Source organism: Lysobacter auxotrophicus (assembly GCF_027924565.1).
Lineage (GTDB): Bacteria > Pseudomonadota > Gammaproteobacteria > Xanthomonadales > Xanthomonadaceae > Lysobacter_J > Lysobacter_J auxotrophicus.
This window is the reverse complement of record NZ_AP027041.1, coordinates 876,540-903,463: the sequence shown is the minus strand read 5'-3', so window position 1 is coordinate 903,463 and position 26,924 is coordinate 876,540. Positions and strand designations below refer to the sequence as shown.

Below are 26,924 nucleotides of genomic sequence, written 5' to 3'. Positions count from 1 at the left end.
GGAGCGAGGCCGGCGATGGCGCGGCCTCCGCGACCTCAGCTGGCGGGCTTCGAGGCGGGGGCGTCCGCCTTCTTCTCCGCCGGCTTGTTCTCGGCGGGCTTGGCCTCGGACTTGGAGGCCGAGCCGGCATCGCCGGCCAGGTTGCGCTTCTTGTCGCCGTCCTTCTTGAAGTCGGTCTCGTACCAGCCGCCACCGGCGAGGCGGAACTGCGGCGCGGTCAGCTGCCGGCGCACCTGGGGCTCGCCACAGGACGGGCATTCGACGGGGTCGGCGTCGGACATCTTCTGCAGGCGGTCGAAGGAGTGGCCGCAGGCGGCGCATTCGAAGGCATAGATCGGCATGGCACGACGGGCGTTGCGAGGTCAGGCGGGCATTCTGGCGGCGAATGCGCAGGTTTCAAGGCTTTGGGGCGCTTGAGGGGCCTTCGGGGGGTGAAAACGGCCGGGCGTGACGACCCCCGGGTGCGCTTCGCTTACCCGGGCTACAAGGGCCGGCTCACGAAAATTGGGCGGCGATGCGCTCTGGGCGTAGCCCTAGACTGGCCCACCCCATCCAAGGAACACGGAATGTCCCCGCTGCGCATCTACCGGATCGACGCCTTCACCACCGTCCGCGGCGAGGGCAATCCCGCCGGCGTGGTCACCGACGCGCGCGGGTTGAGCGCGGCCCAGATGCAGGCGATCGCCGCCGAACTCGGGCATTCGGAAACCGCCTTCGTCCTGCCGCCGCGCGGCGACGACCACGACGTGCACGTGCGGTTCTTCTCGCCGACCACCGAAGTGCCCGTCTGCGGCCATGCCACGGTCGGCGCGCACTTCGCGCTGGCGCTGGAAGGCGGCGCGCGCGGCATGCGGCGCCAGCTCACCGGCGCGGGCGTGCAGCAGGTCGAAACGCGCGAGGACGCCGATGGCATCGTCGTGCGCATCCGGCAGAACGCGCCGACCTTCGACGCCCCGCTGGGCGACGAACTCGTGCGCGAACTCGCCGACGCGCTCGGCCTCGCCTTCGACGAACTGGATCCGCGCGGGCCGGTGCAGTTCGTCAGCACCGGGCACGGCAAGCTGATGGTGCCGATCCGCAGCCGCGAGCGCCTGCTCGCGCTGCGCCCCGACATGACGCGACTGGCCGCGCTCGGCGAACGCAGCGGTGGCCGGGGCTATTTCGTGTTCACGCTCGATGCGCAGGCCGGCGACGACGCACTGACGCATGGCCGCATGTTCGCGCCGGGCATCGGCATCGAGGAAGACCCGGTGACCGGCAACGCGAACGGCCCGATGGGCGCGTGGCTGGTGAAGCATGGCCTGCTGGCGGCGCGCGATGCTGAAGCGCGCTTCCGCGCCCGGCAACGCAACGGCGCGGGGCGCGGCGGGTTCGTCGACGTCGCGGTAACCGTGGAGGATGGCGAGCCGACCGCGGTGGCGATCGAGGGGCGCGCGGTGCTGGGGGAGAGGGTCGAGCGCTGATGGGGAACGCGATCCGCCCAGAAGGCGCGTCAATCGCGAGACAACGTCATCCCGGCGGAGGCCGGGACCCAGGCCGTCACGCCGGCCGCAGCCGATGCGTTGCAACCGATACACCGTCATTCCAGCGAAAGCTGGAACCCAATTTGATCTTGCCGGGGTGGCCCCATCCAGCGTGACGCGCCGGACGGATGGATTCCCGCCTTCGCGGGAATGACAGCTGAGAAGGCCGCTAGCGACGGCTACAAGAAGTTACGCGTCGTAAAACCCCAGCAACGCCTCTTCCGCCGCGGCCAGTTCGGCCGCCACCTGGTCGCGCTGCTTCGCCAATGCAGCCGCGTCGGTGCCGCCACCGGCGTAGCGATCCGGATCGGCGAGGTCCAGGTCCAGCGTATGCAGCTTCGATTCCAGCTCCGCCACGCGCGCCTCGGCCTGGGCGAGCTTGTGCGCGTTCACCTTCGGGCCCTTCGACGCGGTCTTCGGTGCGGGCGCGGCGGCGATCGGCGCCTTGGGCTTTTCCGCAGCGGAATCGCGCGTGCGCAGCCACACGGCGTAGGCGTCGAGGTCGCCGTCGAACGGCTGCGCGACGCCGTCGGCCACGCGCCAGAACGTCTCGCACACCAGACCGATGAGGTGACGATCGTGCGACACCAGCACGATCGCGCCGTCGAAACCCGCCAGCGCTTCAGCCAGCGCTTCGCGCATGTCGAGGTCGAGATGGTTGGTCGGTTCGTCCAGCAGCAGCACGTTCGGCCGGCGCCACGCGATCAGCGCCAACGCCAGTCGCGCGCGCTCGCCGCCGGAGAATCCATCGACCGATTCGAACGCGCGATCGCCCGGGAAATTCCACTTGCCCAGGAAGTCGCGCAGCTGCTGCGTCGACACGCCCGGCGCGATCTCGCCGAGGTGATCGATCGGGCTGGTGCCCTCGCGCAGCGATTCCACCGTGTGCTGCGCGAAGTAACCGATGCGCAGGTCCGGATGGCCGCCGCGCTCGCCCGACAGCAGCGGGATCTCGCCGACCAGCGACTTCACCAGCGTCGACTTGCCCGCGCCGTTCGGGCCCAGCAGCGCGACGCGGTCGCCGGCTTCGAGCACGAAACGGATGTTGTCGAGCACGACGTGGTTGCCGTACCCGCAATCGGCATCGGAAATGCGCAGCAATGCGTGCGGGAGCTTCGCCGGTGCCGGAAACTCGATGCGCAACGCGCGCTCCACGCGCACCGCTTCGGTGTTCTGCATCTTCGCCAGGCGCTTGACGCGCGACTGCGCCTGCTTGGCCTTCGCCGCGCTCGCGCTGAAGCGGTCGATGAAGCTCTGCAGGTGCGCGCGTTCGGCCTGCACCTTCTCGTGCGTGATCTGCTGCAGGCGCAGGTGTTCGGCGCGCTGGCGTTCGAACGCGGTGTAGTCGCCGGTGTAGAGCTTGCCCTTGCCGTCGTGCAGGTGGAGCGTGTGCGTGGTGACCTCGTCGAGGAACTCGCGATCGTGCGAGATCAGCAGCAGCGTGCCGGGATATTTCAGCAGCCACTGCTCCAGCCACAGCACCGCGTCGAGATCGAGGTGGTTGGTCGGTTCGTCGAGCAGCAGCAGGTCCGACGGCGTCATCAGCGCGCGCGCGAGGTTCAGGCGCACGCGCCAGCCGCCGGAGAACTCCTTCACCGCGCGCTCGTGCGTGTCGGGCGTGAAGCCCAGCCCGTGCAGCAGCTTGCCGGCGCGCGCGGTGGCGTCGTAGCCGCCGAGCTCTTCCAGCTTGTGATGCGCCTCGGCGACCGCTTCCCAGTCCTCGCGCGCCATCGCGTCGCGCTCCATCGCGATGGCCGCGTAGACGGCCGAATCGCCGGACAGCACGAAATCCAGCGCCGGATCGTCCAGCGCCGGCGTTTCCTGCGCGACGCTGGCGATGCGCACGCGCGCGGGGATGTCGATGTCGCCCTGGTCGGCCTCGACCTCGCCCTGCAGCGCGGCGAACAGCGACGACTTGCCGGTGCCGTTGCGGCCGATCACGCCCACGCGCCAGCCGGCGTGCATGGACAGGTCGACGTTGGACAGCAGCAGGCGCTCGCCCCGGCGAAGGGCGAAATTGCGGAAGGAAATCACGGGCGGGCTGACGCGGGATCGGATGCAATCCGGGCCGCGTAGTCTAAAGGCTCGGCCCGCTGCCCGTGCGCCGCCCTGCCCCGACGACCCACGATTGACGCGTCTTGACGCAATCTGCTGGCTCGGTGACGGCGTGCGGAATCGCGGGTTGCATCGACCCGGTCCCACCTACATCCTGAACGGGATCCCTCATCGGAGAGCCGATGCACCACACGTCCCTCATTGCGATCCTCGTGGCCGGCTTCGTGCTGGCGTTCGTTTTCGGCGCGGTGGCGCAGAAACTGCGCCTGTCGCCGCTGGTCGGTTACCTGCTCGCCGGTGTCGTCGCCGGCCCGTTCACGCCCGGCTTCGTCGGCGACCAGACGCTGGCGCCGCAGCTGGCCGAGATCGGCGTGATCCTGCTGATGTTCGGCGTGGGGCTGCATTTCTCGCTGCGCGACCTGCTCGACGTGAAGGCGATCGCGCTGCCCGGCGCGCTGGCGCAGATCGCGCTGGCCACGGGCCTGGGCTGGGGCATGGCCCTGCTGCTGGGCTGGTCGCACGGCGCGGGACTGGTGTTCGGCCTGTCGCTGTCGGTCGCAAGCACCGTGGTGCTGCTGCGTGCGCTGGAAGAACGACGCCTGGTCGAAACCAGCCGCGGCCGCATCGCGGTGGGCTGGCTGATCGTCGAGGACCTGGCGATGGTGCTGGCGCTGGTGCTGCTTCCCGCGCTCGCGGGCCTGCTCAAGGGCGGCGCGGAAACCAGCGCCGCCGACGTGTGGGAAGCGCTGTTCAAGACGCTCGCCAAAGTCGGCGGCTTCATCGCGGTGATGCTCATCGTCGGCCGGCGCGTGATTCCGTGGGTGCTCGAACGCGTCGCCGGCACCGGCTCGCGCGAGCTGTTCACGCTGTGCGTGCTCGCCATCGCGCTCGGCGTAGCGTTCGGCTCGGCCGGCTTGTTTGGCGTGTCCTTCGCGCTGGGCGCGTTCTTCGCCGGCATGGTGCTCAACGAATCCGAATTCAGCCACCAGGCCGCCAACGAAACGCTGCCGCTGCGCGATGCATTCGCAGTGCTGTTCTTCGTGTCGGTCGGCATGCTGTTCGACCCGATGATCCTGATCGACCGGCCGCTGCAGGTGCTGGCGACGTTCCTGATCATCGTCGTCGGCAAGTCCATCGCGGCGTATGCGATCGTCCGCGCCTTCGGCAAGCCCAATGGCACCGCGCTGCTGATTTCCACCAGCCTGGCGCAGATCGGCGAGTTCTCCTTCATCCTCGCGGGCCTCGGCCTGCAGCTGGAAGTGCTGCCGAAGGAGGGCCAGGACCTCATCCTCGCCGGCGCGCTGCTGTCGATCATCGTCAACCCGATCCTGTTCACCTGGCTCGACCGCCGCGAAGCACGCGAGGAAGCGTTGCGCGAGGCCGTGGTCGAGGAGCATGTCTATCCGCCGATCCCGCCCGATCTGCACGACCACGTGATCCAGATCGGCTACGGCCGCGTCGGCAGCGAACTGGGGCGCCTGCTGACCGACCAGGGCGTCGGGCTCGTCGTCATCGACGGCGAGCAGGATCTTGTCGAACGCGCCCGCGCGGCCGGCATTCCCGCGATTCGCGGCAACGCGGCGAACGAACGCGTGCTGCGCGAGGCCGCGCCCGAACGCGCGCATACGGTGATGGTCGCGATTCCCAACGCGCTGGAAGCGGGCGAGATCATCGCGCGACTTCGGGAGATCAATCCGGCGCTGACCATCGTCGCGCGCGCGCACAGCGATGCGGAAGTGAAACACCTGCTCCAGCACGGCGCCGACGGCGCGGTGATGGCCGAACGCGAGCTCGCGCACAGCCTGGCCGAGATGGTGATGGCCACTCCGCTCTATCGCGGCTCGCGCCACCTGCCGCCGGCCACGGCCTGAGGAATTCCACATGAGTGAAGAAACCGCACCGCTGTTGTCGCCCGTCGACGCCCGCATCCTCGCATCGCTGTTCGAGAAGGAGGCGACGACGCCCGACGCGTATCCGCTCACGCTCAACGCGATCGTGCTCGCCTGCAACCAGAAGACCGCGCGCGAGCCGGTGATGGAGCTGGAACCGGGCGACGTCGCCAACGCGCTGCGCCGGCTGGAAACGCGCGCATTCGTGAAATCGCAGCACACCGCACGCGCGGAGCGCTACGCGCACCGGCTCGAAGCCGTGCTCAGCCTGACGAAACCGCAGACGGCGCTGCTCGCGTTGTTGATGCTGCGCGGCCCGCAGACCGCGCACGAACTGCTCTCGCGCACCGATCGCCTCGCGCGCTTCGAAGGCATCGAGGACGTGCAGCACGCGCTCGAACGCCTGTCGCGCCGCACGCCGGCACTCGTGGTCGCGTTGCCGAGGCAGTCTGGCCAGCGTGGCGAGCGTTACGCGCACTTGCTGTGCGGCGAGCCCGATGCGAGCGCGATGGCGGTGTCGGCTGCGAACGCCGGTGCGTCGTCGCCGATGTCCGAACGCGTCGCGGAACTGGAGCAACGCGTGGCCGAACTCGAAGCGCGGCTGGCCGCACTCGAAGGCGCACGCGCCGCGGGCTGAACTCAGGCGGGCGGAAACAGCGCCACGCCCACCAGCACCGCCGTTTCGACCAGTTCCACCAAAGCGCCGGCGGTGTCGCCGGTGATACCCCCGAGCCGGCGCATGCATGCGCGCCGCCATAGCAGGAAAACGATCGCCGCGATCGCCACCGCCACCGCGCCACGCGCACCGGCCCACGCACACGCGGCGACGCCGAGCGACAACGCGATCGTGCAGGCGATGCGCGATGCGCCCGCAATCTCGGTGCCAAGGCCGCCGGCGCGCACGTAAGGCGTGCCGACGAACGCCGTGGTCGCGGCCATCCTCGCCAGCAACGGCGGCAGCCACAGCCATCGCCACGCATCGGGACCGAGGCTCGCCAGCGCGGCGAACTTCGCCAGCAACACCAGCACGAGCGCGGTGACGCCGGCCGGCCCGCAGCGCGGATCCTTCATGATGTCCAGCGTGCGCGTGCGGCGTTCGTCCCAGCTGCCGCCCATGCCACCGACCCACGCATCGGCGCTGTCGGCGAGACCGTCCAGGTGCAGCGCGCCGGTAATCGACACCCACGCGACCAGCGGCATCGCCGCAACGAGCAACGGCTTGTCGCCCGGTGCGAGCCACAGCAACGCGCACAACATCGCACCGATCAACGCGCCGACCAACGGATACCACGCAAGCGATTGCGATCGCGCCCGCGCGTCGGCATACACGCACGACGGCACCGGAATGCGCGTGAGGAAACCGACCGCCACGAGCAGGCCGCGCATCACGCGGCCGGCCAGCGGATGCGATGCAGCGACGCGTGCGGCACGTCGATGCCGGCCATATCGCCGAAGCCGCGCGCCTCGGCGATGCAGCGCAGCAGCCGGATCGCGCCGCCGTGCGTGACCACCAGGACGCGGCCGCGTCCCGCACTGGCCGCGACATCGTCCATCGCCGCGCAAAGGCGCGCGCGGAACTGCGCGAACGTCTCGCCGCCCGGCGGTGGATGCGCCACCGGGTCCGCCCAGAACCGGCCGAGCGCCTCGCCCTGTTCTTCCGCCAGCGTTTCGATCGGCACGCCTTGCCAATGGCCGAAGTGGTACTCGGCCAGGCGCGCGTCCAGATGCAGCGGTACGCCTCGCGTACTCGCCAACTCATGCGCGAATCGCGCGCAACGCTGCAACGTCGAGGACACGATCATCGACCATTCCTGCCCGACCACCGCGCCACGAAGCTGCGACCAGCCCAGCTCGCTGAGTGCATCGTCGAGTTGCCCGCGGTAGCTGCGCTGACCGGTGTCGCCATGTCGCAGCAGATCGATCGTCGCCGTCGTCATGCGCGCGTAACGCCGGCCTGTTCGAACGTCGCCATCTCCCGATGCAGCGCGCATGCCAGCCGCAGCAGCGGAACAGCGACGGCGGCGCCGCTTGCTTCGCCCAGGCGCATGCGCAGGTCCAGCAATGGCTGCGCCTGCAATGCATCGAGCACGCGCGCATGCCCGCGCTCGTTCGAGCGGTGCGCGAAGCACAGCCATTCGCGCGCGCTGGCGTTCAATCGCACCGCGGCGAGCGCGGCGACGGTGGTGATGAAACCATCCACCAGCACGGGCATCCGCGATTGCGCGGCGGCGATGTATGCGCCGGTCAGCGCGGCGATCTCGAAACCGCCGAGGCGCCGCAGGCGTTCGAGCGGATCGCGCGCGTCGGCGTGACGATCGAGCGCGCGCTGCACGACGTCCCGCTTGCGCGCCATGCCGGCCGAATCCAGGCCGGTTCCCGCACCGACCAGCGCGTCGGGCGACTCGTCCAGCAACGCGCACGCCAGCGCCGTTGCGGACGTCGTATTGCCGATGCCCATCTCGCCGCCGATGAACAGGTCCGCATCGTGATCGAGCGCGAGCGCCGCGCGATCGGCACCGGCTTGCATCGCGGTGCGCAGTTGTACCGGCGTCATCGCCGCGGCATCGCAGAAGTTCGCCGTGGCCGGCGCGATCGTCGCGCGGTGCACGCCCGGTACCTCGCCGGGATCGTTCACCGTGCCCAGGTTCACCACGTCGAGCCGCGCGCCAAGCTGCCGCGCGAGTACCGCGATCGCGGCGCCGCCGGTCGCGAAGTTGCGCACCATCTCGCCGGTCACCGCCTGCGGAAACGCCGACACGCCTTCCGCCGCCACGCCATGGTCGGCGGCGAACACGCTGATCCACACGCGTTCGATTCCCGGACGATCCGTGCCCTGCCGCGCCGCGCACCACACGGCGAGATCCTCCAATGCGCCCAGCGAACCGGGCGGTTTCGTCAGCATGCCCTGCCGCGCGAGCGCGATCCGCTCGACGTCGATATCCGGCGCGTCGCACGGCCTGCACCACCATGCCTCGTTCATCCGTACGTCCCCTTCAGTGCGAGCGGCAGCCCCGCCGCGACGAACAGCACGCGATCGCAGCGGCGTGCGAGCTCCTGGTGCAGGCGCCCCGCCTCGTCGACGAAGCGCCGCGTGAGCGCGCCCATCGGCACCACGCCCAACCCGGTCTCGTTGCTTACGATGAGGATCTGACCCGGCAAGGTCGGCAGCACGTCGAGCAGCGCGCCGCGTTCGCGTTCGAAGCGCGGCGCATCCTGCTCCGCCAGCAGGTTGGCGAGCCACAACGTCAGGCAATCCACGAGCACGCAGCGATCATGTCGCGCGCGGTCGCGCAGGGCGGTAGCGAGCGCCAGGTGTTCTTCGACGGACTCCCAGTGCGAGGGGCGCCGTTCACGATGATGCGCGATGCGTTCGTGCATCTCGGCATCGCCCGCGCGCGCGGTGGCGATGTAGACGACATCGCGACCGGACTCGATCGCGATGCGCTCGGCCAGCGCGCTCTTTCCCGAACGCGCACCGCCAAGGATCAAGGTTCGCATGCAGCCTCCTGCCCGAGGAGCCGGAGCACGGCATCGGTGTCGAGGTGCGCTTCGATCGCGTCCGCCAGGCGCTCCAGCGAGGCCTCGCGCAACGCATGGATGTCGAGTCGCTGCGCTTCATGCAGGCCGGCCCACCGCAACAGCGCGGCCAGCGCATCGGGATGGTCGAACACGCCGTGCACGTAGGTGCCGATGATGCTTCCATCCTCCGACATCGCGCCGTCTGCGCGCCCCTCGTCGAGCGTGCACGCGGGACGCGACAACGCCGGCCCTTCGCTCGTTCCGCAGTGGATCTCGTATCCGCGCAGCGCCGCGTTGTCGAACGCAAGACGGCCGGTGACGTTGCGCAAGTGCTTGTGCGACGCGAGCGTGGTTTCAAGCTCCAGCCAGCCCAGGCCCTCGCTGGACCCCGCATCGCCCTCGATGCCGTGGGGATCGTGCACGGCACGCCCGAGCATCTGCAGCCCGCCGCAGATGCCGAGCACCTTGCCGCCGTAGCGCAGGTGGCGCGCGATGGCGTCCGCCCATCCGTTCGCGCGCAGCCACGCCAGATCGGCGCGCGTGGACTTGCTGCCCGGCAGCACGATGAGATCGCACGGCGGCGGCGTTTGTCCTGCGCCGACGAATCGCAGGTCCACCTGCGGATGCGCGCGCAATGCATCGAAATCGGTGTGATTGCTGATGCGCGGCAGCACCGGCACGACGACGCGCAACTGCGCGCCGGGCGTCTCGCGCGGCATCGGCACCGCGTCTTCGGCCTCGATGTGCAGCCCGTGCAGGTACGGCAGCACGCCGAGCACGGGCTTTCCGGTCTCGCGCGTGAGCCATTCGAGCCCGGGCTCCAGCAGCGCGATGTCGCCGCGAAAGCGGTTGATGACAATGCCCTGCACGCGGGCGCGCTCGCTTTCGCTGAGCAACGCGAGCGTTCCCACGAGGTGCGCGAACACGCCGCCGCGGTCGATGTCGGCGATCAGGATCACCGGGCAATCCACCGCTTCGGCGTAGCCCATGTTGGCGATGTCGTTCGCGCGCAGGTTGATTTCCGCCGGACTGCCCGCGCCTTCGACGATCACCGCATCGAAACGCTCGCACAGTCGCGCGTGCGAGGCGAGCACCGCTTCGCGCGCGATGCGCTTGTAATCGTGATAGCCGCGCGCATCCAGATTCGCCGCGACGCGGCCGTGCACGATGACCTGCGCACCGGTGTCGCTGTTGGGCTTGAGCAGCACCGGATTGAACTCCGTGTGCGGCGCGAGGCCGCACGCCTGGGCCTGCACCGCCTGCGCGCGGCCGATCTCGCCGCCGTCCTCGGTCACCGCCGAGTTGAGCGCCATGTTCTGCGGCTTGAACGGCGCCACGCGCACACCGCGCCGATGCAGCCATCGACACAGCGCCGCGACGAGCGTGCTCTTGCCGGCATCGGACGTACATCCCTGCACCATCAGCACGTGCGCGCTCATGCGTCGATCTCCGTCAATGCTGCGCGGACGCCCTCGTGCAGTCGCTCGAACGCGAGGCCGTCCGGCGGCAAGCCGAAACGGATGCTCGCGGGCTCGTCGAACCGGCGCGTCAGGATGCCGCGCCGCGCAATCGCTTCGTGCATCGCGGCCGCGCGCGGATCGCGCTTCCACTGGAAGAACGCGCAACCGGCGTCCGGCGCGAATCCGGCGGCGGCCAGCGTTTCGCGCAGGCGCGCGCCGAACGCGGCCAGTCGTTCACGCTGCATGGCATGCCACTCGCGATCTTGCAGCGCGCAGCGCACCACGTAGCGGCTGGGACCGGTGAGCGTCCACGGCCCCAGCATGTCGCGCAGCGATGCAAGCCGCGCCGCACTCGCGCAGACGAAGCCTGCCCTCGCTCCGGCAAGGCCGAAGAACTTGCCGACCGACCGCAGCACGATGAGCCCGTCGCGATCGCCTGCATCGCACAGGCTCGCCTCGGGCGTCGCATCCATGAAGGCTTCGTCGACGACGAGCCACCCGCCTCGCTGCGCGAGCGTTGCATGCAGTTCGAGCAGTCGCTCGCGATCGAAGCGTTCACCGCCCGGGTTGTTCGGGTGGATCAACACGATGACGTCGAAGCGCCCGTGTTGTGCCAGCAACATATCGGCGGGAAGCGTTTCGACCGCATGCCCGGCAGCGCGCCACGCATGCGCGTGCTCCGCGTACCCGGGGGCGATCACGCCGACGCGCGAATGCGGGCGCAGACGCGGAAGGGCCTGGATCGCGGCCTGCGAGCCGGCGACCGCGAGCAGCGAAGGCGCGCCGTAATAATCGCGCGCAGCCGCTTCCAGCCCGTCATTGTCCTCCGGCAGGCGGTGCCATGCGGACGCCGGGATGGGCGGCACCGGCCACGCGAACGGGCTGATCCCGGTCGACAGGTCGAGCCAGCGCTCTGGCGCGATGCCGTAGGTGCGCGCGGCGCGCAGCAATCGGCCGCCGTGTTCAAGCATGCAGACCTCCAGGCACTATCGCGATGAACGCCACCGCGAGCCACAACCAGACGCCGCGACGGACCAGGCGCAACGCGGCCGATATCGAATCGGCGTCCGGCGCCTCACCTTCGCCGAGCAGCGGGCGCGCTTCCCACACACCGTGATACGGCGCCGCGCCGCCGAGGCGCACGCGCAGCGCACCGGCGCCGGCGGCCATCACCGGCCCCGCATTCGGGCTGTCCCATTGCGGCGCCTGCGTACGCCAGCAGTGCAGCGCCGTTCGTGCATGGCCGAGTAGTGCGTACGTCAGCGCGGTCAGGCGCGCGGGGACGATATTCAGCACATCGTCGATGCGCGCCGCCGCCCAGCCGAAGCGCAGCAGGCGCGGCGTCCGGTAGCCCCACATCGCGTCCAGCGTGTTGGCGAGGCGATACAGCACGGCGCCGGGCGCACCAAGCAACGCGAACCAGAACAGCGCCCCGAACACCGCGTCGCTGCCGTTTTCGAGCACCGATTCCGTCGCCGCGGCGGCGACCTGCGAGGTGTCGAGCGCGCCGGTGTCGCGGCTCACCATGCGACCCACCGCCGCGCGTGCGGCGTCGAGGTCGTCCGCACGCAGTGCGATTTCCACCGCGCGGGCGTGCTCGGCCAGGCTGCGATGCCCGATCGCCAGGTACAGCACCAACGCCGCGAGGATCGACGACGCCCACGGCCATCGCCCCACGAGATGCGACACCCCTGCGACGGCAAGCACCAGCGGCGCGACGGCGAGCATCCACGCGAACACGCCGGCCGCGCGACGGTCGCGGTGCCATCGCCGTTCGATCCACGCTGCATACCGGCCGAACGCGACCAGCGGGTGCGCGCGCCGCGGCTCGCCCAGCATCGCGTCGAGCGCCACGGCGGCGAGCATGGCGAGTGCGACGTTCACGGCGCGAAGAGCCTCGTCGCTGCGTGCGGGTTGGACGGGAAATAGACGTGTACGAAGCTCGCCGTCATGCGCCCTTCGCGATACACCGCCTCGGCGCTCGGACCGTCGTTCGGATTCACGGCGACCGCGATCGGCACCGCGTCCACGCTCGCCTTCGCGTAATGGAACGTGTGGCCGCGCAGCGTGCCTTCCGGAAGCGCGACCGACTGCAGTCCAAGCGCCGCCATTCGCGACTGCATCGCCGCCGAGCCCCGCAGCAGCCCGGCCATCGGCGCACGCGCGCCGTCGCGATCGGCCAGCGAATCCAGCGCGAACAACAAGCCGCCGCATTCGGCGAGCAGCGGCTTGCCGGCGTCGCGATGCGCGCGCAATGCGATGTGCAGGTCGGTGCGCTGCGACAGTGCATGCAGATGCAATTCGGGATACCCGCCCGGAAGCCACACGGCGTCGCACTCGGGAAGCGGATCGCCCGCGAGCGGCGAGAAGTAGCGCAACTGCGCGCCGGCATCGCGGAGGAGATCCAGGTTGGCGGGATAGAGAAAGCAGAACGCCGCGTCGCGCGCGATCGCGATCCGCACGCCTTGCAGCAATCCACGCACGGACGGCGTATCCGACGCGACGAACGCCACGCGCGGCGGAAGCGCGGTCGAGGCGTGCTGCTGCCATGCATCCGCGAGCGCATCCACGCGCGCATCGAGATCGTGCAACTCGCCGGCGGACACCAGGCCGAGATGACGTTCCGGCAACGCCAGCGCTGCATTGCGCGGCAACGCACCGACCCAGTGCAGCTCTGGCGGCACGCTCTCGCGCAGCAGTCGCGCATGGTGCGCGCTTCCGATGCGGTTCGCGGCGACGCCGTGCACGACGAGGCCGGCGCGATAGCGCGCAAGCCCGGTCGCCAGCGCGCCGAAGGTCTGTGCCATCGCCGAGCCGTCGATCACCGCGAGCACCGGCAGGCCGAACGCCTGCGCCAGGTCCGCACTCGAAGGCGAGCCATCGAACAGGCCCATCACGCCTTCCACGAGGATGAGATCGGCGTCGCGCGCGGCGGCGTTCAATCGCGCGCGCACGTCGGCTTCGCCGTTCATCCACAGGTCGAGCTGGTAAGCCGGCGCGCCACTCGCGCGTTCGAGCACCGTCGGATCGAGGAAATCCGGCCCGGTCTTGAACACACGCACGCGGCGCCCCTGGCGCGCATGCCATCGGGCGAGCGCGGCGGTGACGCTGGTCTTGCCCTGCCCGGACGCGGGCGCGGAAACCAGCAGCGCGGGGCAATGGCGAAGGTCCATGGTCACAGCTCGATGCCGTGCTGCGCCTTGATGCCGGCCTTGAACGCGTGCTTCACCACGCGCATCTCGGTGACGGTGTCGGCGGCGTCGACCAGCGCGTCGGGCGCGCCGCGACCGGTGATCACGACGTGCTGCTTAGGCGGCCGCGCCGCCAGCGCGGCGAGCACGTCCTCCAGCGCGATGTAGTCCTTCGTCAACGCGATGTTGAGTTCATCCAGCAGCACGAAGTCGTACGCGGGATCGGCCAACATGCGCGCGGCCACATCCCACGCCGCAGCGGCCGCGGTGACGTCGCGAGGGCGATCCTGCGTCTCCCACGTGTAGCCCTCGCCCATCACGCGGTAAGCGACGAGATCGTCGAAACGACGGAAGAACGCTTCCTCGCCCGTGGTGAAACTTCCCTTGATAAACTGCACCACGCCGCAGCGGAAGCCATGCCCGAGCGATCGCGCGAGCATGCCGAAGCCGGACGAGCTCTTGCCCTTGCCGTTGCCCGTGTTCACCACGACGACGCCGCGGTCGATCGTCGCGCGTGCGATGCGTCGATCGATCAGTTCCTTCTTGCGCTGCGCGCGTTCGCGGTGATGTTCGTCGGGGGAAAGCCCGCGTCGTTCGGACCCGGCGCTCATGCGTGCGCGCTCCGTGCGTGCCGTCGCGCGAAGCCGAGCGTGATGGCGCGCAACGCGAACGCGAGGCCCACGTAACCGGCGAGCGTGCCGAGCGAGCGCGGGTAGTACTGCGGGATGCGTGCGAGGAAACCGGCCAGCGTCGCGTCGGGATAGCGGCCCGAAAAGAAATAGAAGCCGCCCTTCGAGATCAGGTACGCGACGCTCGCCGAAACCCCCAGCACCAGCGCCAGTCGCGGCACCGCGCTCCAGGCATCCCGATGGCCGCGCGCATACCACGTGCCGCCCAGCCACAGCGTCGCGTAGGCGAGCGCGACCGCCCAGTACGCGGGCGACAGGCACCAGTCGGTGATCGTGCCGGTGGCCAGGCTGGCGAAATCCAGCAGCGACGACAGCACGAAGAACGCCGGCAGCGCCCACATCGGCCGCAACAGTGCACCCGCAAGGAAGAACACCGCCCACGACGCGCTCGGCAGTGCGTTCACGCTGGCGAAGTGCTGACCGCGCGTGGCGATCATGAGCGCGGCGAGCGCGCCGGCGACGAGGATCTGCGTGCGCGTGGACGCGATCGGAAGCGCGCGTTCGGAAAGTGCGGGCATGGCGGACATGGCGTGGTCTCCGTTCATCGATTCGGGGAACTGCGGTCGGCGCGGATCGAAAGGGCCGACGCCGCGATCCAGTGCACCGCCAGCGCGACGAACACGTAGGCGATCGTCGTGCGGACGAACAGCGGTCCCCACTGCCACGCGCGCGCGAGGTATTGCGCGACGTTCGGGTCTTCGTAGCGGCCGCCGAGCCAATAGAACGCGCCGTTCGAAATGGCGAAGGACACCGTGGCGGCAACGAACGCCAGGCCGCAGGCCGTGATGATCGAGCGCCAGTGCGTGCCCATACGATCGGCGTAGAGGCGTCCGCCGTACCAGAGCACGCCGTACGCGGGCAGCAGGAACGAGTACGCCGGCGTCACGCAGAAATCGCTGACGCCGGCGCGTTCGATCGCGATCCGGTCGATCGCCACCGCAAGCACGACGAAAGCCGCGAACTGCCAGTGCCTGCGCAGGTACAGGCCGCCGAGGAAGAACAGCGACATCGACGCGTCCGGCAGGTGCAGCACGTCGCCGAAATGATGGAAGCGCGTGGCGACCATCAACGCCGCGAATGCGGCGAACAGGCCCAGGTTGGCGTTGCGTGGAAGGGATTTCATCGACGACCTCGCAGCAGTGATGCCCGTCAGCGCGCGGCGGGCTGGTAGCGCACCGTCACCAGCCACGTGCGTCCGGGCTGGTTGTAGAGCGCGGCGGTTTCGTAGCGTTTGTCGAACGCGTTGTTGAGCGAGGCCTGCACGCTCCACGCTTCGGTGAAGGCGAAGCCGGCGCGCAGATCCGTAAGGCCGTAGCCGGCCAGGCGCGTGGTGTTGGTGAGGTTGTCGTAGCGCTCGCCCGCGCCGGTGACGCTCGCGCCGACGCTGAAACGTCCGAAGCGGCGATCGGCATCGACGCGCCCCGACTGCTTCGCACGACGCGGCAGCACGTTGCCGTGGCTGGCGTTGTCGCCGTCGTTCACCGGGTCGAGCCAGGTCAGGCTCGCGCGCAGGTTCCAGTCCAGCCACGTCGTGCCGGCAACGGCTTCGACACCGCGAATCCGGGCGCGATCGATGTTGTTCGGTCCGCCCGTGTCGCCCAGCGACGAGTCGAACGCGATCAGGTCGTCGATCTTCGTTTCGAACGCGTTGAGCGACCACGTGCCCCAGCCGTGTTCGCCGCGCAGGCTCAGCTCGACGCTGCGCGAGGTTTCCGGCCCGAGCGCCGGATTGCCGTAGCCCGGGAAGTAGAGTTCGTTGAACGTCGGCGCCTTGAATGCGGTGCCGTAGCTCGCGCCGAGGCGCAGCGCGTCGGTGACGTCCCAACCCCACAGCACGCTGCCGGTGGTCTCGCCGCCGAACTGGCTGTCGTCGTCGCGACGCACGCTGGCCTGCACCGACTGCGCGCCGAACGCCTGCTGCCACTGGCCGAACACGCCGCGGTTGATGCGACGATCGCGCGCGTAATCGGTATTGCTTTGCACCTTGTCGCCGAGCCAGTCGAAACCGAGCGTGAGCAGGCCCGTCGCGATGCCGATATCGGCCTGCAACGAACCCAATTCGCGGCGCGTGTCGAACGTCGAGGAATACACGCCGTCGAGGAAGTTCTCGCTGAGGTCCGCGCTCGTGCCGAGGCCCGCCGTCAGTTTCACGCGCGCGCCTGGCACGTAGCGCACGCGGCCGCCGACGACCTGCTGCACCGTGTCGGCTTCGTTGTTGACGCTGCCGTCGTACTCGTTGCGACCTTCGGCGCGGAACGCGCGCAGATCGGCGTCCCACCGCTCGCTGAAGCGGTAGCCGCCCTGCACGGTCAGCGAGTCGTTTCGATAGCCGTCCTTGTCCGGATCGAAGTTGCGCGTGCCGCGATACGCGTTGATGCCGTCGGTGTTCTCATGCGCGGCGTTGACGACGTACCAGCCGCGCGAATCCGCGGCGCTGCCACTCACGCCCGCGGCGACGCGCTGCGTATTCTCGCTCCCGATGGCGGCGCTGGCGTTCGGCGAGAACGCGCCGGCCGGACGTCGCGTGAACACCTGGATCACACCGCCGATCGCCTCCGAACCGTAAAGGCTGGAGAACGGACCGCGCACGATTTCGACGCGCTCGATCTGTTCGACCGGAATGTCCTGCAGCGACGCACCACCGCTCGTCGCCGAACCGATCTTCACGCCATCGACCAGCACCAGCACGTGATCGGATTCCGTGCCGCGCAGGAACAGCGACGTGGACTTGCCGACGCCGCCGTTGTTGGCGATCGAGATGCCCGCGCGCCCGGTGAGGAGCGCCGGCAACGAGGCGGGCTGGAGGCGCTCGATTTCCGCGCGGTCGATCACGGTGATCGCGGCGAGCGCCTGGTCCTGCGTCTGCGCGGTGCGCGTGGCGGTAACGACGATCTGGTCCAGATCGGTGGCGGCGTCGTCGGCGAACGCCGGGGCCGCGGAAAACACGCAAGAAAACAGGGAAACCGCCAGCGCACGGCGGCGGAACAACCGGTGATGCGGATGCACGAACACACTCCTTGACCGCGCCTGCCCGCGCGGGAACGTTGGAAAGGACAGGCGGAAGGAGGGAGTGATGGCGGCGCACGAAAGGCCCTGCGCCGCATGACATCGCCCACCGCATGTCACGTCGCACCATGGCCGGTCTCCGGGCTCGCGAGTGAAGGCAGGAATTCCTGCGCTTCCGGTCCGCGCCTTCCCATGCGTGAGCACAGTGGCTGTGTGCGGAACCTTGTCTCGCCTACCGTTGCGGGGGCAGCTCCGGAATTGCCGCGCGTGACGAGCACGAAGGGCGCACCGGATTCCCGTTTCAACCACCGGACACGCCGGCGGTCACCTTGGGCGGGGGCATCTTAACAGCAGCGCGGCGAAGCGGAAGGGCGTCCGATCATGGCCATTGGCCATAAGCGCGACGGCCATGACCCGATCCAGGTCATGGCCGTCGCCATCCGCATGTGTTGAAGCGTTGCCGGCGAACCGGCACGCGGGTCGAGGCTTACGCCTTGCGGAACACCAGCTGCCCGCCCTGCGCTTCCACGTGCACCGTATCGCCGCTGGCGAATTCGCCGGCGAGGATCTTCGATGCGAGCGGGTTTTCCAGCTGTTGCTGGATCGCGCGCTTGAGCGGACGCGCGCCGTACACCGGATCGAAGCCGACGTTGCCCAGCAGTGCGAGCGCGTCATCCGACAGCACGAGTTTCAGCCCGCGCTCGGACAGGCGCTTCTCCAGCCCGTTGAGCTGGATGCGCGCGATCTGGCGGATCTGCTGCTTGTCCAGCGGATGGAACACGACGATGTCGTCGAGGCGATTGATGAACTCCGGACGGAAATGCGCCTGCACCACGCCCATCACCGCCGCCTTCATCTGCATGTACGCCTGCGGCGAATCGTCGCCGGACATCTCCTGGATCTGATGCGAGCCCAGGTTCGACGTCATCACGATGACGGTGTTGCGGAAGTCGACCGTGCGTCCCTGGCCGTCGGTGAGGCGTCCGTCGTCCAGCACCTGCAGCAGGATGTTGAACACGTCCGGATGCGCCTTTTCGACTTCGTCCAGCAGGATCACGCTGTACGGACGACGGCGCACGGCTTCCGTGAGGTAACCACCTTCCTCATAGCCGACGTAGCCCGGAGGCGCGCCGACGAGACGGCTCACCGAGTGCTTCTCCATGAACTCGCTCATGTCGATGCGCACCATCGCGTCGGACGAATCGAACAGGAATTCCGCGAGCGCCTTGCACAGCTCGGTCTTGCCCACGCCCGTGGGGCCGAGGAACAGGAACGAGCCCGACGGCCGGTTCGGATCGGACAGGCCCGCGCGCGAACGACGCACCGCATCGGACACGACCTTGATCGCCTCTTCCTGGCCGACCACGCGCGTGTGCAGCTGCTCTTCCATGCGAAGCAGCTTCTCGCGCTCGCCTTCAAGCATCTTGCTGACCGGAATGCCCGTCCAGCGCGCGACGACCTCGGCGATTTCCTCCGCCGTGACCTTGTCCTGGAGCAGCGTGAAGCCCCTGGTTTCGGCCTCCTGCGCGGCGCGCAACTGCTTGTCGAGTTCGGGCAGCGTGCCGTACTGGATCTCGCTCATCTTCGCGAAATCCTGCCGGCGTTGCGCGGATTCCAGCTCGAGCTTGGCCTGCTCGATCTGCTCCTTGATCTTCGTCGCGCCCTGCAACGTGGCCTTTTCGGCCTTCCACACTTCCTCCAGGTCGTTGAACTCGCGCTCCAGGCGCGCGATCTCTTCTTCCAGATCGGCCAGGCGCTGTTTCGACTCGGCGTCCTTCTCCTTCTTCAGCGCCTCGCGCTGGATCTTGAGCTGGATCAGCCGGCGCTCCTTGCGGTCGAGTTCCTCCGGCTTGGAGTCGATCTCCATGCGGATGCGCGAAGCGGCCTCGTCCATCAGGTCGATGGCCTTGTCGGGCAACTGGCGATCGCTGATGTAGCGGTTCGACAGCGTGGCGGCGGCGACGATGGCCGGATCGGTGATCTCCACGCCGTGGTGCACCGCGTACTTTTCCTTCAAACCGCGCAGGATCGCGATGGTGTCCTCCACGCTCGGCTCGCCGACGAACACCTTCTGGAAGCGGCGCTCCAGCGCGGCATCCTTCTCGATGTACTGGCGGTATTCGTCCAGCGTCGTCGCGCCGATGCAGTGCAATTCGCCGCGCGCGAGCGCCGGCTTGAGCATGTTGCCGGCGTCCATCGCGCCCTCGGCCTTGCCCGCGCCGACCATCGTGTGCAGTTCGTCGATGAACAGGATGATCTGGCCTTCGTTCTTCGCCAGGTCGTTGAGCACCGCCTTCAGGCGCTCCTCGAATTCGCCGCGGAATTTCGCGCCCGCGATCAGCGCGCCCATGTCGAGCAAGAGCACGCGCTTGCCGCGAAGGCCTTCGGGCACTTCGCCGTTGATGATGCGCTGCGCGAGGCCTTCGACGATCGCCGTCTTGCCCACGCCGGGTTCGCCGATCAGCACGGGGTTGTTCTTGGTGCGACGCTGCAGCACCTGCACGGTGCGGCGGATCTCTTCATCGCGACCGATGACCGGATCGAGCTTGCCGCTTTCGGCACGCGCGGTGAGGTCGATGGTGTATTTCTCCAGCGCCTGGCGCTGGTCTTCGGCGTTTTCAGACTGCACGCTTTCGCCTCCGCGGACCTTGGCGATGGCCGCTTCGAGTTTGTCCTTGTTCGCGCCGGCGGCCTTGAGGGCGCGCCCGACTTCGCCGTTGTCGTCCAGCGCGGCGAGCACGAACAGCTCGCTGGCGATGAAGGCATCACCGCGCTGCTGGGCGAGCTTGTCGGTGACGTTGAGCAGGCGCGCGAGGTCGTTGCCGACGCTGATCTGCCCGGCCTGTCCGGTGACTTTCGGCAGTTTTTCCAGCGCTTCGCCGAGGCGTTCGCGCAGCAGCGGCACGTTCACGCCCGCCTGCGCGAGCAGCGGACGCGTGCTGCCGCCGCTCTGGTCGAGCAGCGCCGACATCAGGTGCACGGGTTCGATGACACTGTGGTCGCGGCCGATCGCCAGCGACTGCGCGTCCTGCAGTGCCTGCTGGAAGCGCGAGGTGAGTTTGTCCATTCGCATGGCAAGGTTCCCTGATTCATGGTGGCGGCCACCGTGAAGTAGCCGCGAATGTGCACCAGATGCGGGCTCGCGTTGCCCGATTCAACATCCGGGCCCATCGATGACAGCCATTACGGCGCGTCCACTTCATGCTGACATGCCCGTGTTCACAATGCGTGCATGTCCACGCCGTCCCCCACCCTGCCCGCCCCGCCCGCGGTGTCGTCCGAATGGGCGCTATTCCTCGACGTCGACGGCACGCTGCTGGATTTCGCCGATGTTCCCGGCGACGTGCTGGTCGATCCGGGCCTGATCGACGTCCTCGCCGTGCTGCACGGCCGCCTCGACGGCGCGCTCGCGCTGGTGAGCGGTCGGCGGCTCGCGCAGCTGGACGCGCTGTTCGCGCCGCTGAAGCTGCCCGCCGTCGGCCTGCACGGGCTGGAGCGACGCGAGGACGGACACCAGGAGCGCCATCCGCGCCCCGTCGCGCTGGACACCGCCGTGGCCTGGGGCCAGGCGCTGGCGCAGCGGTACCCGGGCGCGCGCGTGGAGGACAAGGGCACCACCATCGCCCTGCACTGGCGCGCCGCGCCCGACGCCGAGGACCTGCTGCGCCAGTACGCGGACTCGATCCTGATCGAACTGCCCGGCTATCACCTGCAATACGGAAACATGGTGGTGGAGCTGCGGCCCGATGGCGCGCACAAGGGCAGCGCCGTCGTGGACCTGCTCGCCCACCCGCCCTTCCACGGCCGCCGCCCGGTGTTCGTCGGCGACGACCTCACCGACGAGCACGCCTTCCAGGCCGTAGGCAGCCACGGCGGCTTCGGCGTCCTGGTGGGTTCGCGACAGCCCAGCGCCGCGCGCTACGGACTGCACGATCCCGCCGCGGTGCGCGCCTGGCTGGAGGAAGGCCTCTCGCTCGCCTGACCACGTCGCCGCACGCGCGCGACCACCGAACCGGAGTACGGATGACCTCGACCGACGCCCTCCCTTCCAGTCTCGAGCTTGGCCTGATCGGCAATTGCAGCATCGCCGCGCTGGTCGACCAGCACGCGCGCATCGTCTGGGGCTGCGTGCCGGCCTTCGACGGCGATCCCGCGTTCTGCAGTCTGCTCTCGCCGCGCGAACACGAGGGCGGCGACTGGGCGATCGAGCTGGAAGGCTTCGTTTCCGCAGAGCAGTCGTACATCAGCAACACCGCGATGCTGCGCACCGTGCTGCGCGATGCGAGCGGCGGCGCGGTGGAGATCGTCGACTTCGCCCCGCGCTGGCACCAGAACGACCGCTTCTACCGCCCGGTGATGCTGATGCGCCGCCTGCGCCCGCTGTCGGGCACGCCGCGCATCCGCGTGCACCTGCGGCCGCTGGCCGACTACGGTGCGGTGAAGCCCGAGACCACGTGGGGCAGCAACCACATCCGCTACCTGATTCCCGACTTCACGCTGCGCATGACCAGCGACGTCCCCGTGCGCCTGGTGCGCGACGGCCTGCCGTTCGTGCTCGATCGCGATGCGCATTTCGTGCTCGGCCCGGATGAAACGCTGACGCAGTCGGTGTCGGGATTCGTGCGCATGGCCGAGGAGCAGACGCTCAATTACTGGCGCAACTGGGTGCGCAACCTGTCGATTCCGCTGGAATGGCAGGAAGCGGTGATCCGCAGCGCGATCACCCTCAAGCTGTGCCAGTACGACGAAACCGGCGCGATCGTCGCCGCGATGACCACCTCGATCCCCGAAGCGGCGAACACCGTGCGCAACTGGGATTACCGCTATTGCTGGCTGCGCGATTCGGCCTTCGTCGTGCGCGCGCTCAACCGCCTCGGCGCCACGCGCACGATGGAGGAATACCTGCGCTACCTGGCGAACATCGCCTCCGACGACGGCGAACTGCAACCGCTGTACGGCATCGGCTACGAACGCCAGCTGGCCGAATCGGAAGTCGAATCGCTCGCCGGCTACCGCGGCATGGGGCCGGTGCGGCGCGGCAACCTCGCGTGGCTGCAGAAGCAGCACGATGTGTACGGCAGCGTGGTGCTCGCCTCCACGCAGCTGTTCTTCGACACGCGCCTGGCCCGCGTGGGCGACGCGTCGGTGTTCGCCAGGCTCGAACCCGTCGGCGAACTCGCCTATGCGCTGCACGATCGACCCGATGCGGGGCTGTGGGAATTCCGCGGCCGCGAGGAGGTGCACACGTATTCCAGCGTGATGTGCTGGGCCGCGTGCGATCGGCTCGCGCGCATCGCGGTGCACCTGAAGCTCGCGCCGCAGGTGCAGCTGTGGCGCCAGCGTGCGGACGAGATGCACGCACGCATCGTCGCGCACGCCTATAACGAGGAACTCGGCCATTTCGTCGAATCGCTCGACGGCAACCGGCTCGATGCCTCGCTGCTGCTGCTCGCCGACCTCGGCTTCGTCAAGCCCGACGACCCGCGTTTCGTGCGCACGGTGGAGGCGATCGGCAAGGGGCTCAAGCGCGGCGACGCGCTGTTCCGCTACGTGATGCCGGACGATTTCGGCGCGCCGGAAACGAGCTTCACCATCTGCACGTTCTGGTACATCGACGCGCTCGCGTCGATCGGCAGGCAGGAGGAAGCGAGGTCGCTGTTCGAGCGCATCCTCGCGCGGCGCAACCACCTCGGCCTGCTGTCGGAAGACCTGGAATTCGACGGCGGCGAGGCGTGGGGCAATTTCCCGCAGACGTACTCGCACGTCGGCCTGATCAACGCCGCCATGCGCCTGTCGCGGCCCTGGCAGGATGCGGCATGAGTCGTCTGGTCGTCGTTTCCAATCGTGTGGCGGTACCCGGAGTCAGCAGTGCCGGCGGGCTTGCGGTGGCGTTGCAGGCAGCGCTGGAGGAAACCGGCGGCATGTGGTTCGGCTGGAGCGGCCGCATCGACCCGAACGATTCGGGCGAAGTGCACGAGCACGACGCGGGCAACATCCGTTACGTCACCGTCGATCTGTCCAAGCGCGACCACGACGACTACTACAACGGTTTCGCCAACCGCACGCTGTGGCCGCTGCTGCATTTCCGCGTCGACCTGGTGGATTACAGCCGCATTACCTACGCCGCATACCGCCGCGTCAACGCGTTGTTCGCCGAGAAACTCGCGCCGCTGCTGCGCGACGACGACATCGTCTGGATCCACGATTACCACCTGATCCCGATGGCGAAGCTGCTGCGCGAACTGGGCGTGACGTGCCGGCTGGGCTTCTTCCTGCACGTGCCGATGCCCTCCTCCGACCTGCTCGCCGCGCTGCCGCAGCACGAGCGCCTGTTCGAAGGGCTGTCGTCGTACGACCTCATCGGCTTCCAGACCGAACGCGACCTGGAGCGTTTCCAGGACTACGTGCGCCTGTTCGGACGCGGCCGCGTGATCTCGCATGGCGTGCTCGAAACGCACAAGGGCAAGCGCCTGCGCGCGGGTGCGTTCCCGATCAGCATCGATACCGCGCAGATCGAGGAACAGGCGCGCGCGGCGGCGAGCAAGGCCGGCGTGCGGCGCCTGGCGACGAGCCTGTCGGGTCGCGAACTCGCCATCGGCGTGGACCGGCTGGATTATTCGAAAGGGCTGCCGGAGCGCTTCCGGTCGTTCGGGCGCTTCCTCAAGCGTCATCCGGAACACCGCGGCAAGCTGACGTTGCTGCAGATCGCGCCGGTGTCGCGTGGCGAAGTGCTCGAATACCAGAAGCTTCGCAGCGAGCTGGAGCAGTTGTCCGGCCACATCAACGGCGCGCACGCCGAGCCCGACTGGACGCCGGTGCGCTACGTCAACCGCAATTACCCGCATCCGACGCTGACCGGCTTCTACCGGCTCTCGCGCGTGGGCCTGGTCACGCCGTTGCGCGACGGCATGAACCTGGTCGCGAAGGAGTACGTCGCCGCGCAAGACCCGAAGAATCCGGGCGTGCTGGTGCTGTCCACGTTCGCCGGCGCGGCGCGCGAACTCGACGGCGCGCTGCTGGTGAATCCCTACGACATGGACGGCGTGGCCGATGCGATCGCCGCGGCGATGGAAATGCCGCTGGAGGAACGCCGCGACCGCTGGGACACGATGATGGCCGTGCTGCGCGAGAACGACATCACGGCGTGGCGTCGCAAGTACCTGGCAGCGTTGCGCGAGCCGATCTAGCAGGTCGTCGCGGCGTTATGGGATACGCCGGCTCATACGCGAAACGCCCCGGGTGCTCTTCGCTTACCCGGGCTACCACCGCGCTGCTTTTTAGCCCGGGTAAGGCCGAAAGCCGCACCCGGGGAGCGCCCCCGCCGAAGTCGCGTTCACACCCGCGCGGTCGGCTGCAGGATTTCCACCCAGTAACCGTCCGGATCCTTGATGAAGGCGATGTCCTTCATGCGACCGTCGGTGAGCCGCTTCTGGAACGCGACGCCGAGCTGCTCGAATCGCGTGCAGGCCGCTTCCACGTCGGGCACCGACACGCAGATGTGGCCGAAGCCGCGCGGCTCGCTGTTGCCGTCGTGGTAGCGGAAACCTTCATCGGACTCGGTGCCGTGGTTGTGCGTGAGTTCCAGCACGCCGCGCTGGCTCAGCAGCCACTGCCCGCGGGCCGGTTCTTCCGCGGGAATCTGCGCCGGATCGTCCACCAGCACCAGGAAGTAGAGGCTGAACTTCGCCTCGTCGAAATCGCGACGGCGCACCAGCGTGAAGCCGAGCACGCGCGTGTAGAAATCCAGCGAGGCCTGGATGTCCTTGACCCGCAGCATGGTGTGATTGAACACGAAGCCGTGCGTGGCCGCGTCGCGCGCGGCGACGCCGGGAATGGCGTTGAGATCGTCTTGCAGGGACATGGGTCGGGTTCGCGTGGGGTCGGATTGATCTAGATAAGGCCGGGTCGCGGCGCAATCAATGTGCGGGATCCGTCGTTTCCGGCGCGGACTGGCGTTGCAGCGACAGCAGGCCCAGCAGCACCGCGAGCGCGACGTAGGCGCCGGCGAACTGCCAGGCGATCGCGCGACGCAGGCCATCGAGCATCCATGGCCAGTAGATGCTGCCGCGCGAATCGACCGAATGGATGAAGCCGAACAGCGTCAGCACGGCGCCGATCAGCAGCACGACCGCGGCGCGACGGAAACGATGGTCGATCATCGCCACCAGCGCGGTGGACCAGATCATCGCGGTGATGATGAAGCCGTTGCCGAGCGTGACGATCGTGGCCAGGTCCGGCAGGCCATGGCCGTCCACGCCTTCGTACAGCGCGGCGAAGCGGTCCGGCGCGATCCACGCCGGATTGCCGAGCTTGATGACCAGCAGGTACGCCACCGACGGCAGGAAGGCGAGCGCGACGGCAAGCGCGTGGCGACGCGGGCTGTCGTGGAAGGCCTGCACGGTGATGTCCATGCCGACGTACACGATGATCGGCGCGAGCACCGCGATCGGCAGCCACTGCACCAGGCCGGACACGTAACCGAAGATGCCGCCCAGGCCGATGAACAGCCCGGTGAGCAGCGTGTAGCCCATGCGCGCGCCCATGTGCTTGTACGCGGGCTGGCCGATGTACGGCGTGGTCTGCGCGACGCCGCCGCAGAAACCCGCCACCAGCGTCGCGACCGCTTCGGCGAGCAGCACGTCGCGCGTGCGGTAATCGTCGCCGGCGGCACGCGCGCTTTCGCTCACGTTGATGCCGCCGACCACCATCAGCAGGCCGAACGGCAGCAGCAGCGGCAGGTACGGCACGGTGTACTGCAGGCCGCCGATGAACTGCAGCGTCGGCAATGGCAGCGTGAAGCGCAGCGGGGCGGCGTCGGGCAGCTTGAAGCCCGGCGTGCCCAGTCCCGCGAGGCCGAGCCCGTAATACAGCACGGTGCCGACGATGAAGGCGAGCAGCACGCCGGGCATGCGGATCGGCAGCTTGCCCTTCGCCACCAGCACGTACATCAGCAGGCCGAAGGTGACGAAGCCGACGACCGGCGAGCGCAGCGTTTCGATCAGCGGCAGGAAACCGAGCAGCGCGAGCGCCGCGCCGCCGATGGAGCCCAGCAGCGCCGCGCGCGGCACCGCGCGGGTGATCGCATCGCCGAAGAACGACAGCACCAGCTTCAGCGCGCCCATCACGATCAGCGAGGCCATGCCGAGCTGCCATGTCGCGGTAGCCGCCGCGGCCTCGTCCATGCCCTGCTGCTTGAACGCGACGAACGCCGGGCCCAGCACGAGCAGCGCCATGCCGATGCTGGTCGGTGCGTCGAGCCCGAGCGGCATCGCGGTGACGTCGCTGCGTCCGCTTTCGCGCGCGAGGCGGTGCGCCATCCAGGTGTAGATCAGGTTGCCGACCAGCACGCCGAACGCGGTGCCGGGGAACATGCGGGTGAACACGACGTCGGCCGGGAAGCCGAAGATCCCGATCAGCGCGGCCGAGATGAAGCCGAGGATCGACAGGTTGTCGACGACGAGGCCGAAGAATCCGTTGAGGTCGCCGGCGACGAACCAGCGGCGTGGGGTGGAGGGCGGCATGGAGGGCTCGCGGCGTGGGATGGGCGAATCGTAGCGGCTTTGGTCCGGCGGACACCGGAAGGATTGGAATG

The 26,924-nt window shown here is 68.8% G+C and carries 23 protein-coding genes and 1 riboswitch; of the genes, 6 read left to right on the top strand and 17 right to left on the bottom strand.

Annotation, left to right across the window (positions count from 1 at the left end):
- Positions 1–35 precede the first annotated feature (35 nt).
- Positions 36–341: an FmdB family zinc ribbon protein gene (locus LA521A_RS03990; protein ID WP_281781076.1), complete on the bottom strand. Its 306-nt coding sequence runs from the start codon at positions 339–341 to the stop codon at positions 36–38.
- Positions 342–566: 225 nt separating this feature from the next.
- Between LA521A_RS03990 and LA521A_RS03985 the strand changes: the two genes are divergently transcribed.
- Positions 567–1,463 carry a PhzF family phenazine biosynthesis isomerase gene (locus LA521A_RS03985; protein ID WP_281781075.1) on the top strand — a complete coding sequence of 299 codons (897 nt, stop codon included), beginning with the start codon at positions 567–569 and terminating at the stop codon, positions 1,461–1,463.
- 249 nt (positions 1,464–1,712) lie between these two features.
- On the opposite strand, the gene LA521A_RS03980 is transcribed toward LA521A_RS03985, so the two are convergent.
- Entirely contained in the window at positions 1,713–3,557 is a 1,845-nt protein-coding gene (locus tag LA521A_RS03980; protein WP_281781074.1) for an ABC-F family ATP-binding cassette domain-containing protein, read from the bottom strand.
- Positions 3,558–3,760: 203 nt separating this feature from the next.
- Between LA521A_RS03980 and ybaL the strand changes: the two genes are divergently transcribed.
- Both ybaL and LA521A_RS03970 read left to right on the top strand, forming a co-directional pair.
- Positions 3,761–5,449, top strand: a complete 1,689-nt coding sequence (ybaL, locus tag LA521A_RS03975) for a YbaL family putative K(+) efflux transporter (protein ID WP_281781073.1) — start codon at positions 3,761–3,763, stop codon at positions 5,447–5,449.
- Positions 5,450–5,459: 10 nt separating this feature from the next.
- Complete coding sequence (locus tag LA521A_RS03970; protein ID WP_281781072.1) at positions 5,460–6,104, top strand: YceH family protein; 645 nt, start codon at positions 5,460–5,462, stop codon at positions 6,102–6,104.
- A gap of 2 nt (positions 6,105–6,106) precedes the next feature.
- Here the strand turns inward: LA521A_RS03970 and LA521A_RS03965 are convergent, their stop codons facing one another.
- The 13 genes from LA521A_RS03965 to clpB form a co-directional block, all read right to left on the bottom strand.
- Positions 6,107–6,856 carry an adenosylcobinamide-GDP ribazoletransferase gene (locus tag LA521A_RS03965; protein ID WP_281781071.1) on the bottom strand — a complete coding sequence of 250 codons (750 nt, stop codon included), beginning with the start codon at positions 6,854–6,856 and terminating at the stop codon, positions 6,107–6,109.
- Positions 6,853–7,404, bottom strand: a complete 552-nt coding sequence (locus tag LA521A_RS03960) for a histidine phosphatase family protein (protein ID WP_281781070.1) — start codon at positions 7,402–7,404, stop codon at positions 6,853–6,855. The genes LA521A_RS03965 and LA521A_RS03960 overlap by 4 nt, the downstream gene beginning before the upstream one ends.
- Positions 7,401–8,447: a nicotinate-nucleotide--dimethylbenzimidazole phosphoribosyltransferase gene (cobT, locus tag LA521A_RS03955; RefSeq protein WP_281781069.1), complete on the bottom strand. Its 1,047-nt coding sequence runs from the start codon at positions 8,445–8,447 to the stop codon at positions 7,401–7,403. Before cobT ends, LA521A_RS03960 begins: the two co-directional genes overlap by 4 nt.
- Positions 8,444–8,965 carry a bifunctional adenosylcobinamide kinase/adenosylcobinamide-phosphate guanylyltransferase gene (gene cobU, locus LA521A_RS03950; RefSeq protein WP_281781068.1) on the bottom strand — a complete coding sequence of 174 codons (522 nt, stop codon included), beginning with the start codon at positions 8,963–8,965 and terminating at the stop codon, positions 8,444–8,446. The genes cobT and cobU overlap by 4 nt, the downstream gene beginning before the upstream one ends.
- Positions 8,953–10,425, bottom strand: a complete 1,473-nt coding sequence (locus LA521A_RS03945) for a cobyric acid synthase (protein ID WP_281781067.1) — start codon at positions 10,423–10,425, stop codon at positions 8,953–8,955. Before LA521A_RS03945 ends, cobU begins: the two co-directional genes overlap by 13 nt.
- Positions 10,422–11,417 carry a threonine-phosphate decarboxylase CobD gene (gene cobD, locus LA521A_RS03940; protein ID WP_281781066.1) on the bottom strand — a complete coding sequence of 332 codons (996 nt, stop codon included), beginning with the start codon at positions 11,415–11,417 and terminating at the stop codon, positions 10,422–10,424. Before cobD ends, LA521A_RS03945 begins: the two co-directional genes overlap by 4 nt.
- Positions 11,410–12,312 (bottom strand): adenosylcobinamide-phosphate synthase CbiB, encoded by a 903-nt coding sequence (gene cbiB / locus LA521A_RS03935; RefSeq protein ID WP_281782005.1) that lies wholly within the window; start codon positions 12,310–12,312, stop codon positions 11,410–11,412. Before cbiB ends, cobD begins: the two co-directional genes overlap by 8 nt.
- A gap of 14 nt (positions 12,313–12,326) precedes the next feature.
- Positions 12,327–13,619, bottom strand: coding sequence for a cobyrinic acid a,c-diamide synthase CobB (locus LA521A_RS03930; protein ID WP_281781065.1), 1,293 nt, complete (start codon positions 13,617–13,619; stop codon positions 12,327–12,329).
- A gap of 2 nt (positions 13,620–13,621) precedes the next feature.
- Positions 13,622–14,248, bottom strand: coding sequence for a cob(I)yrinic acid a,c-diamide adenosyltransferase (gene cobO, locus LA521A_RS03925; RefSeq protein WP_281781064.1), 627 nt, complete (start codon positions 14,246–14,248; stop codon positions 13,622–13,624).
- Positions 14,245–14,763, bottom strand: a complete 519-nt coding sequence (locus tag LA521A_RS03920) for a hypothetical protein (RefSeq protein WP_281782004.1) — start codon at positions 14,761–14,763, stop codon at positions 14,245–14,247. Before LA521A_RS03920 ends, cobO begins: the two co-directional genes overlap by 4 nt.
- Before the next feature lie 104 nt (positions 14,764–14,867).
- A complete protein-coding gene (locus LA521A_RS03915; protein WP_281781063.1) occupies positions 14,868–15,449 on the bottom strand; it encodes a hypothetical protein in 582 nt (193 codons plus the stop codon).
- A gap of 26 nt (positions 15,450–15,475) precedes the next feature.
- Positions 15,476–17,332, bottom strand: a complete 1,857-nt coding sequence (gene btuB, locus LA521A_RS03910; RefSeq protein WP_425494561.1) for a TonB-dependent vitamin B12 receptor — start codon at positions 17,330–17,332, stop codon at positions 15,476–15,478.
- Between the two features lie 113 nt (positions 17,333–17,445).
- Positions 17,446–17,679: riboswitch (cobalamin riboswitch) on the bottom strand.
- A 140-nt stretch (positions 17,680–17,819) separates the two neighbouring features.
- A complete protein-coding gene (clpB, locus tag LA521A_RS03905; protein ID WP_281781062.1) occupies positions 17,820–20,405 on the bottom strand; it encodes an ATP-dependent chaperone ClpB in 2,586 nt (861 codons plus the stop codon).
- A gap of 159 nt (positions 20,406–20,564) precedes the next feature.
- Here clpB and otsB point away from each other — a divergent pair, with 159 nt between their 5' ends.
- The 3 genes from otsB to otsA are packed head-to-tail and all read left to right on the top strand — an operon-like array spanning position 20,565 to position 24,519.
- Positions 20,565–21,314 carry a trehalose-phosphatase gene (otsB, locus tag LA521A_RS03900; protein WP_281781061.1) on the top strand — a complete coding sequence of 250 codons (750 nt, stop codon included), beginning with the start codon at positions 20,565–20,567 and terminating at the stop codon, positions 21,312–21,314.
- 41 nt (positions 21,315–21,355) lie between these two features.
- Positions 21,356–23,152 (top strand): glycoside hydrolase family 15 protein, encoded by a 1,797-nt coding sequence (locus tag LA521A_RS03895; RefSeq protein ID WP_281781060.1) that lies wholly within the window; start codon positions 21,356–21,358, stop codon positions 23,150–23,152.
- Positions 23,149–24,519 carry an alpha,alpha-trehalose-phosphate synthase (UDP-forming) gene (otsA, locus tag LA521A_RS03890; protein ID WP_281781059.1) on the top strand — a complete coding sequence of 457 codons (1,371 nt, stop codon included), beginning with the start codon at positions 23,149–23,151 and terminating at the stop codon, positions 24,517–24,519. The genes LA521A_RS03895 and otsA overlap by 4 nt, the downstream gene beginning before the upstream one ends.
- Before the next feature lie 146 nt (positions 24,520–24,665).
- Here otsA and gloA read toward each other — a convergent pair whose 3' ends face one another.
- Together gloA and LA521A_RS03880 are read right to left on the bottom strand one after the other, a co-directional pair.
- Positions 24,666–25,193: a lactoylglutathione lyase gene (gene gloA / locus LA521A_RS03885; protein ID WP_281781058.1), complete on the bottom strand. Its 528-nt coding sequence runs from the start codon at positions 25,191–25,193 to the stop codon at positions 24,666–24,668.
- A 55-nt stretch (positions 25,194–25,248) separates the two neighbouring features.
- Entirely contained in the window at positions 25,249–26,853 is a 1,605-nt protein-coding gene (locus LA521A_RS03880; RefSeq protein ID WP_281781057.1) for a SulP family inorganic anion transporter, read from the bottom strand.
- Positions 26,854–26,924 lie beyond the last annotated feature (71 nt).

Coding starts and splice junctions, on each gene's coding strand:
- clpB (WP_281781062.1), bottom strand. CDS start 20,405: ATGCGAATGGACAAACTCACCTCGCGCTTCCAGCAGGCACTGCAGGAC.
- LA521A_RS03880 (WP_281781057.1), bottom strand. CDS start 26,853: ATGCCGCCCTCCACCCCACGCCGCTGGTTCGTCGCCGGCGACCTCAAC.
- cobU (WP_281781068.1), bottom strand. CDS start 8,965: ATGCGAACCTTGATCCTTGGCGGTGCGCGTTCGGGAAAGAGCGCGCTG.
- LA521A_RS03915 (WP_281781063.1), bottom strand. CDS start 15,449: ATGAAATCCCTTCCACGCAACGCCAACCTGGGCCTGTTCGCCGCATTC.
- LA521A_RS03930 (WP_281781065.1), bottom strand. CDS start 13,619: ATGGACCTTCGCCATTGCCCCGCGCTGCTGGTTTCCGCGCCCGCGTCC.
- LA521A_RS03990 (WP_281781076.1), bottom strand. CDS start 341: ATGCCGATCTATGCCTTCGAATGCGCCGCCTGCGGCCACTCCTTCGAC.
- LA521A_RS03970 (WP_281781072.1), top strand. CDS start 5,460: ATGAGTGAAGAAACCGCACCGCTGTTGTCGCCCGTCGACGCCCGCATC.
- cobT (WP_281781069.1), bottom strand. CDS start 8,447: ATGAACGAGGCATGGTGGTGCAGGCCGTGCGACGCGCCGGATATCGAC.
- otsB (WP_281781061.1), top strand. CDS start 20,565: ATGTCCACGCCGTCCCCCACCCTGCCCGCCCCGCCCGCGGTGTCGTCC.
- LA521A_RS03895 (WP_281781060.1), top strand. CDS start 21,356: ATGACCTCGACCGACGCCCTCCCTTCCAGTCTCGAGCTTGGCCTGATC.
- LA521A_RS03945 (WP_281781067.1), bottom strand. CDS start 10,425: ATGAGCGCGCACGTGCTGATGGTGCAGGGATGTACGTCCGATGCCGGC.
- gloA (WP_281781058.1), bottom strand. CDS start 25,193: ATGTCCCTGCAAGACGATCTCAACGCCATTCCCGGCGTCGCCGCGCGC.
- otsA (WP_281781059.1), top strand. CDS start 23,149: ATGAGTCGTCTGGTCGTCGTTTCCAATCGTGTGGCGGTACCCGGAGTC.
- LA521A_RS03920 (WP_281782004.1), bottom strand. CDS start 14,763: ATGATCGCCACGCGCGGTCAGCACTTCGCCAGCGTGAACGCACTGCCG.
- cobO (WP_281781064.1), bottom strand. CDS start 14,248: ATGAGCGCCGGGTCCGAACGACGCGGGCTTTCCCCCGACGAACATCAC.
- cobD (WP_281781066.1), bottom strand. CDS start 11,417: ATGCTTGAACACGGCGGCCGATTGCTGCGCGCCGCGCGCACCTACGGC.
- LA521A_RS03985 (WP_281781075.1), top strand. CDS start 567: ATGTCCCCGCTGCGCATCTACCGGATCGACGCCTTCACCACCGTCCGC.
- ybaL (WP_281781073.1), top strand. CDS start 3,761: ATGCACCACACGTCCCTCATTGCGATCCTCGTGGCCGGCTTCGTGCTG.
- cbiB (WP_281782005.1), bottom strand. CDS start 12,312: ATGCTCGCCGCCGTGGCGCTCGACGCGATGCTGGGCGAGCCGCGGCGC.
- LA521A_RS03960 (WP_281781070.1), bottom strand. CDS start 7,404: ATGACGACGGCGACGATCGATCTGCTGCGACATGGCGACACCGGTCAG.